We start from the raw sequence: 6891 nt of genomic DNA, 5'->3' as shown, positions 1-6891 counted from the left end.
GGCCGGGGCTTCGTCCCCGGCCCGGCCCCGCCCCCGGCCCCCGTAAACTTGGCGGGTGAACGACACCGCCACCACCACCGCCGAAACCCTGCGCAGCGCCCTCGCCGGGCTGCTCGAAGGCCTCCCGCAGAAGCAGGCCACGGCCGCCGTGGAGCGGCTGATCGCCAACTACCGCGGCCAGATCCCCACCAACACCCCCGTCCTGCGGAACCGCTCCGACGTGGCCGCGTACGCGGCGTACCGGATGCCCGCCACCTTCGAGGCCGTACGGTCCGCCCTGGACGGGCTCGCCGCGGCGGCCCCGGGCTGGTCCCCGGTCTCGCACGTGGACGTGGGCGGCGGCACCGGCGCGGCGGCCTGGGCCGCGGACGCCATCTGGGGCGGGCCGCGCGAGACGGCCGTACTGGACTGGGCGGATCCGGCCCTGGTGCTCGGCAAGGAGCTGGCCGCGGCCTCCTCCTCCCCCACGCTGCGGGCCGCCGAGTGGCGGCAGAGCGCCATCGGGGCGGGGATGACGCTCCCCGGGGCGGACCTGGTGACGGTCTCGTACGTCCTGGGCGAACTGACCCCGGAGGCCCGCCGCGAGGTGGTCGCCGAGGCGGCGCGGGCCGGTCGGGCCGTGGTGGTGGTCGAGCCGGGCACGCCGGAGGGGTACCTGCGCATCCGCGAGGCCCGCGACCAGCTGATCGAGGCCGGGCTGCAGGTCGCCGCCCCGTGCCCGCACGACGGGGCCTGCCCCATCGAGGTCGGCAAGGACTGGTGCCACTTCTCGGCCCGGGTCAGCCGGTCCTCGCTGCACCGCCAGGTCAAGGGCGGCTCCCTCTCGTACGAGGACGAGAAGTTCAGCTACGTGGCCGCCACCCGCTTCCCCGTGGAGCCGGCCGCCTCCCGGATCACGCGCAGGCCGCAGATCCGGAAGGGGCTGGTCCTGCTGGAGCTGTGCGGACCCGAGACCGAGGGTCAGACCCGGGTCAACGTGACCAAGCGCCACGGCGACCTGTACAAGGCCGCGCGGGACGCCGACTGGGGCCAGGAGTGGCCGCCCCCGCAGGAGGCCTGAGCCACGGGGGCCTGAGGCGGCAGCGGCCTGACCCGGCGTAGGGCCTCAGCCGGCCAGGGGCCCGAGCCGGCCGGAGCGGCCCGGGCCCGTCGGGGCCAGGTAGTACCCGAAAGAGCCGGCGGCCTAGGGCCTCAGCTCCTGCGTGCAGCACTTCACGCTGCCGCCGCCCTTGAGCAGCTCCCCCAGGTCCATCGGGATCGGCTCGAACCCCCGCGCCCGCAGGGGGGCGAAGAGTCCGGTCGCCTCCTGCGGGAGCAGCACGTGCCGGCCGTCCGAGACCGCGTTGAGTCCGAGGGCGGCCGCGTCTTCGGACTGCGCGATCAGCGCGTCGGGGAAGAGCCGGCGCAGGACCGCACGGCTGCCCTCTGAGAAGGCCTCCGGGTAGTACATGACCTCGTCGCCGTCGAGCACGGACAGGGCCGTGTCCAGGTGGTAGTAGCGCGGGTCGACCAGGTCGAGACCGATGACCGGGCGGCCGAAGAACTCCTGGGCCTCGTCGTGCGAGAGCGGGCTGGAGCGGAAGCCCCGGCCGGCCAGGATGTAGGTGGCGGTGACGGCGAAGTCGCCCTCGCCCTCGTTGACGTGGGACGGCTCGTGGACGTCGGGGAAGCCGTGCTCGCGGAACCAGTCGAGATGGATCTCCGCCTCGGCGGCCCGCTCGGGGTAGGCGAACCGCGCGCCCAGCACCCGGCCGTCGACGACGAGGGCGCCGTTCGCCGCGAAGACCATGTCGGGCAGTCCGCGGTCGGGGACGAGGGTCTCGACGGTATGGCCGAGGGCGAGGTAGCGGTCGCGGAGGTCCTCCCACTGGGCCATGGCCAGGGGCAGGTCCACCGGTTTCGTGGGGTCCATCCACGGGTTGATGGAGTACGTGACCTTGAAGTGCGCGGGTGGGCACATCAGGTAACGCCGGGGTGTGGCGTCTCTGCGCAATGAAGGCTCCTCACGGTGATGAGAAGAGAATCGTCCCTCCTCGGCGGGAACCGCGCAGTGAACTGATTGGGTGGTTTCCTGAACGGCTGAAAGACGAGCGGTTCACGGTTGATAAGTTGCCGAAATGAGCTCCAGCCCCCTCCCTGCTCCCGGCGCCGGACCCGAGTCCGGGTCCGGTCCCGCATCCGGCGCCGGCGCCGCCTCCGCCCCCCGGCCCCCGGACGCCACGCGCCGCAGCGACCGCTCGCGGCGGGCCATCCTGGACGCGGCGCTCGATCTGGTGGGGGAGGTCGGCTACAACAAGCTGACCATCGAGGCCATCGCCGCCCGCGCCGGAGTCGGCAAGCAGACCATCTACCGCTGGTGGCCGTCGAAGGCCGCGGTCCTGCTGGACGCCTCGCTCGCGCTCGCCGGGGACGCGCAGTCCGAGGGGGCGTGGGGCTTCCCCGACACCGGGGATCTGGCCGCCGACCTGAAGTCCGTCATGCGGGCGACGGTGGACGAGTTCGCCGACGAGCGGTACGCGGCCCCCGTGCGCGCCCTGACGGCGGCCGGCGCCACCGATCCCGAGCTCGGGGCACGCTTCACCGAGCGGCTGCTGGAGCCCCAGCTCGCGCTGTACGAGGAGCGGTTGCGGGCGGCCCGCGAGGCCGGGCAGCTCCGACCGGACACCGATCTGCGGCTGACCGTGGAGATGCTGGTCGGACCGCTGACGTACCGCTGGCTGATGCGCACGGCGCCGCTCACGCACGCGTATGCGGATGCGCTGGTGGACGCGGTGCTGGGCGGGACCGGGGTGGGGTGGGATAAGTCATGACCCCCTGATGGCCGAGAACATATGGCCGATTTCTATGGTTATGTGGGAGTCCTGATCGGGGGGTGCGGTCACCCGGCGACCAGGATGGTGGGAACATGTGAGGGTCTGCCGGGGCAACGGTGTAGGTGAGGGGATAGATGGGGTCTGAGTCGGGCCGCGTCAAACGCGGCGAGCAGAGCAGGATTTCCCAGTGGCTGCGCCGCAAGCCCAAACCCGACGCCGAGGACCCCGCGCGCGAACGAGAAGCCCTGCTGCTGGCCGTGGCCGCGGCGGGTCTGCCGATCTCGCCCGCCGCGCATCCGGCCGGCTACCGGTGTTCGTGCGACCGGATCGGCTGTCCGACGCCCGCGCGACACCCCGTCTCCTTCGCCTGGCAGACGCAGTCCACGACGGACCGCGCGCAGGTCGAACGCTGGGCCCGCAACCAGCCCGCGGCCAACTTCATCACCGCGACGGGCATGGTCCACGACGTCCTGGACGTCCCCCTGGAAGCCGGCCACAGCGCGCTGCAACGCCTGCTGGCCGCCGGCATCGAGGTCGGCCCGGTCGCGGAGTCCGGCGGTACGGGCGACCAGGCCAGGATGCTCTTCTTCACCGCGACCCGGGGTACGCCCGAGGACGAGGACGAGTGGTGGCCCTGCGAACTGGACTGCCACCCCGAGACGATGGACGAGCACCCCGGACTGCGCTGGCACTGCCGGGGCAGCTACGTACTGGTGCCGCCGGCCGCACTGCCGGGGGACCTCGCGGTGACCTGGCTCCGCGGCATGGAGCATCCGCTCGTCGATCCGCTGACCCTGCTGGAAACCCTCACGGACGCGTGCGCCACCTACGCCGGTGCCTCGGACCACGCCCCCGCCACGGTCGCCTGGCCCTTGGGCCGCTGACCGGGCTCCGCCCGGAAGGACTGGCCCACTGACCCGGCGCCACCTGGGGCTTGGGCCGGCGCCGCCAGGGCCTTGCCCTGGGCGTCCGGGTTCCCGTGCGGTGTGGGTGGCACGGCGGGGCGAAGTCCCCTACCCGCCCTTCCACCGTTCCCAGGGCTCCGCCCTGACCCGGTCCTCAAACGCCGGACGGGCTGAAAGGGAAGGGTCCGGGGCTGCGCCCGGACCCCCTGGGGCTCCGCCCCAGACCCCGGTCCTCAAACGCCGGACGGCTGAAAAGACCACACCCCGGCCGAGGGCGCATCCTGGGTGCTGCGGCCGGGGACGGGGGCGGGGTGGGGTGTTGGCCGGGACGTAGAGCGTGATGTGTGGCGCGAGAGCACGCCGCGCCCTGTCCACGTAGGGCACAGGGCGCCTAAATCATGCGGTCCAGGCCGGCACCCCACCCCGCCCCCGGCACCGGCCCCACGCGCAGCGGGGCGCCCCCGCCGGATCCGCGTCAGTGGATCTGGGTGACGACCACGTCGAGGGACCAGGCCTTGCCCGGCTTCGCGGGGGCCTCGGCCTCCACCGTGAAGCCCAGGTCGCGCAGGGCCGTCACCAGCTCCGCCGGGGACGCGGGGACCGTGCCCGCCGACAGCAGGTCGCGGACCAGGCGGCCCTTGGTGGCCTTGTTGAAGTGGCTCACCACCGACCGCTTCTCCACCCCGTCGACCATCTGGGAGTGCAGGACCCGGACCGTGGCCGTGCGCCCCGCCACCTCACCCTTCGGCTTCCACGCAGAGGCGTACGCCGAGGACCGCAGGTCCAGGACCAGGCCCTGGCCCGCCGCCTCCGGCATCACCGAGGCCATCGGTTCGCGCCAGAACGCGCCCAGCGCCCCCAGCCCCGGCAGCTTCACGCCCATCGAGCAGCGGTAGGAGGGGATGCGGTCCGCAACGCCGACCGCTCCCCACAGGCCCGAGAAGACCAGCAGGGACTCCGCCGCCAGGGACGCCGCCGCCGGCGTGAGGGTCGACAGGCCCAGGGCGTCGTAGAGGACCCCCGTGTAGATCTCACCCGCCGGGCGGGCGACCGCCGTCGGCAGCTCCGCGTTCTTGGCGACCTCACCGCGCAGGCCCTCGCTCAGGCCGAGCACCTCGCGGGCCTTCAGCTCGTCGCCCACGCACAGCTCGACCAGCTCTTCCAGCACCGCGGCGCGGGCAGCGGCCAGCCCCGGCAGCGAGAGCGTCTCCGGCTTCAGCGGTGCGCCGGAGCCGCCGGCGGCCTTTCCTTCGGACGGCGGCAGCAGCACGAGCACGGTGGTTCTCCTTCGGACGGGCACGGCACAGCGGCGGGGGTGCGGCCCCCGACCAGGGTAGACGGCTCGCCGTGCCGCCCGGCCCGATCGGCATGACACCCCCTAGGCTCGGCTCATGCCACGCCGTCATATGATCATGACCGGCGCAGACGGGGCTGCCCTGCGGGCCGCGCTGCGTGAACTGCGGACGAAGCTGGAGGTGCCGGAGGAGTTCCCGGCGCCCGTACTCGCCGAGGCCGAGCGGGCGGTACGCAGCCCACGCCTGCCGGACTTCGACGCCACCGACATCCCCTTCTTCACGATCGATCCGCCGACCTCGCGCGATCTGGACCAGGCCATGCACCTGGCGAAGCGCCCCTCCGGCGGTTACCGGGTCCACTACGCCATCGCCGACGTCGCCGCCTACGTCAGCCCCGGCGGCGCCCTCGACGCCGAGGCCCACCGCCGGGTCACCACCCTCTACTTCCCCGACGAGAAGGTCCCCCTGCACCCGGCCGTGCTCTCGGAGGGCGCGGCCAGCCTGCTCCCCGACCAGACCTGCCCGGCCCTGCTGTGGCGGCTCGACCTGGACGCCGAGGGGCGGCCGGAGAGCACCGACGTCCGCCGCGCGCTCGTGCGCAGCCGGGCCAAACTCGACTACGACGGCGTCCAGAAGGCCATCGACGCGGGCACCGCCGAGGAGCCGCTGGCCCTGCTGAAGGACATCGGACGGCTGCGCGAGGCCTTGGAGGCGGAGCGCGGGGGGATCTCGCTGAACGTGCCCGAGCAGGAGATCGTCGAGCACGAGGGCTCGTACAGCCTGGCCTACCGGGCTCCGCTCCCGGCCGACGGCTGGAACGCGCAGATCTCCCTGATGACCGGCATGGCGGCCGCCGAGCTGATGCTCGCCGCCGGGACCGGCATCCTACGGACCCTGCCGACCGCCCCCGACGGAGCCGTCGGGCGGCTGCGCCGGGCGGCGAAGGCCCTGCGGATCGAGTGGCCGCACCACGTCCCGTACGCGGAGCTCGTGCGCGGGCTCGATCCGCACCGGCCCGCCCACGCCGCCTTCCTCCAGGAGTGCACGGCCCTGCTGCGCGGCGCCGGCTACACGGTCTTCACCGGTGGCCGGACCCCGGACCCCGTCCTGCACGCCGCGGTCGCGGCCCCGTACGCCCACTGCACCGCGCCGCTGCGCCGGCTCGTCGACCGGTACACGGGCGAACTGTGCGTGGCCGCCGTGGCCGGGATCGAACCCCCCGGGTGGGCGCTGGAGGCGCTCGACGCCCTGCCGAAGGAGATGTCGGACGGCGCCCGGCTGGCGAACTCCGCGGAGCGGGAGTCCGTGGACCTGGTGGAGGCGGCGCTGCTCAAGGACCGCGTCGGCGAGACCTTCGAGGCAACGGTCATCGACGTCAAGGACCGGGAGCCGCTGGTCGGCACGGTCCACCTGGAGGATCCGGCGGTGATCGGCCGCGTGGAGTCCACGACGGAGCTGCCGCTGGGCGAGCGGATCACGGTCCGGCTGACGGAGGCGGACCCGGGCCGGGCGAAGGTGCTCTTCGCACCGGTCTAGGCCGGCAGATGTGGGCGGGGCGTCGCCGGCGGACGCCCCGCCCCGCCCCGCCCCAGGGGCGCAGGTCAGCGGCGGCGATCCCGCGGCCGCGCTCCCGGCGGTGGAAGAGGCGCTCGCGGTGGTGGTCGTTCCGGGCGGCCGGCACCTCCATGTGACCCCGTTCCTCCTGCTTGCCGAGGTTCCTGACCTCTCGGGCTTCAGCACGGCTCCTGACCTCACGGCCCGGACCGCAGGCAGGGGCCGCGGACCTGATCCACTGCCGGACCGCTCTGGTCATCGCGCCCCGCGGCCTGCCATCATCGGCCGACCGCGCGGTATCACCGGCCGCGCAACAGCGGGGAG

At 73.8% G+C, this 6891-nt stretch carries 5 protein-coding genes and 1 pseudogene; 4 read left to right on the top strand and 2 right to left on the bottom strand.

Translation table 11 applies throughout. The features are described 5' to 3' along the window. Positions 1 to 55: 55 nt before the first annotated feature. The gene (locus ACFVX6_RS30680; RefSeq protein WP_389696963.1) at positions 56 to 1060 is read left to right on the top strand and encodes a small ribosomal subunit Rsm22 family protein; all 1005 of its coding nucleotides are present in this window, start codon (positions 56 to 58) and stop codon (positions 1058 to 1060) included. Positions 1061 to 1183: 123 nt separating this feature from the next. Here ACFVX6_RS30680 and ddaH read toward each other — a convergent pair. Then, positions 1184 to 2020, bottom strand: a pseudogene (ddaH, locus tag ACFVX6_RS30675) (dimethylargininase); the annotation flags it as partial. A 97-nt stretch (positions 2021 to 2117) separates the two neighbouring features. On the opposite strand from ddaH, the gene ACFVX6_RS30670 reads away from it, so the two are divergent. Further along, positions 2118 to 2810 (top strand): TetR/AcrR family transcriptional regulator, encoded by a 693-nt coding sequence (locus tag ACFVX6_RS30670; protein WP_389696961.1) that lies wholly within the window; start codon positions 2118 to 2120, stop codon positions 2808 to 2810. 137 nt (positions 2811 to 2947) lie between these two features. Next, positions 2948 to 3697 carry a bifunctional DNA primase/polymerase gene (locus ACFVX6_RS30665; protein WP_389696959.1) on the top strand — a complete coding sequence of 250 codons (750 nt, stop codon included), beginning with the start codon at positions 2948 to 2950 and terminating at the stop codon, positions 3695 to 3697. Between the two features lie 496 nt (positions 3698 to 4193). On the opposite strand, the gene yaaA is transcribed toward ACFVX6_RS30665, so the two are convergent. Continuing rightward, entirely contained in the window at positions 4194 to 4994 is an 801-nt protein-coding gene (gene yaaA, locus ACFVX6_RS30660; RefSeq protein WP_389696957.1) for a peroxide stress protein YaaA, read from the bottom strand. A gap of 115 nt (positions 4995 to 5109) precedes the next feature. Here yaaA and ACFVX6_RS30655 point away from each other — a divergent pair, with 115 nt between their 5' ends. Further along, positions 5110 to 6549 carry an RNB domain-containing ribonuclease gene (locus ACFVX6_RS30655; RefSeq protein ID WP_389696955.1) on the top strand — a complete coding sequence of 480 codons (1440 nt, stop codon included), beginning with the start codon at positions 5110 to 5112 and terminating at the stop codon, positions 6547 to 6549. The last annotated feature ends 342 nt before the right edge of the window (positions 6550 to 6891 follow it).

This window comes from Streptomyces sp. NPDC058289 (assembly GCF_042880975.1).
In the GTDB taxonomy this organism is placed as follows: Bacteria; Actinomycetota; Actinomycetes; order Streptomycetales; family Streptomycetaceae; genus Streptomyces; species Streptomyces stoeckheimensis.
This window is presented reverse-complemented; position numbering and strand designations above follow the sequence as displayed.

Bases quoted from the DNA above. Each gene is read 5' to 3' on its own strand.
- ACFVX6_RS30665 (WP_389696959.1), top strand. From the start codon at position 2,948: ATGGGGTCTGAGTCGGGCCGCGTCAAACGCGGCGAGCAGAGCAGGATT.
- ACFVX6_RS30655 (WP_389696955.1), top strand. From the start codon at position 5,110: ATGCCACGCCGTCATATGATCATGACCGGCGCAGACGGGGCTGCCCTG.
- ACFVX6_RS30670 (WP_389696961.1), top strand. From the start codon at position 2,118: ATGAGCTCCAGCCCCCTCCCTGCTCCCGGCGCCGGACCCGAGTCCGGG.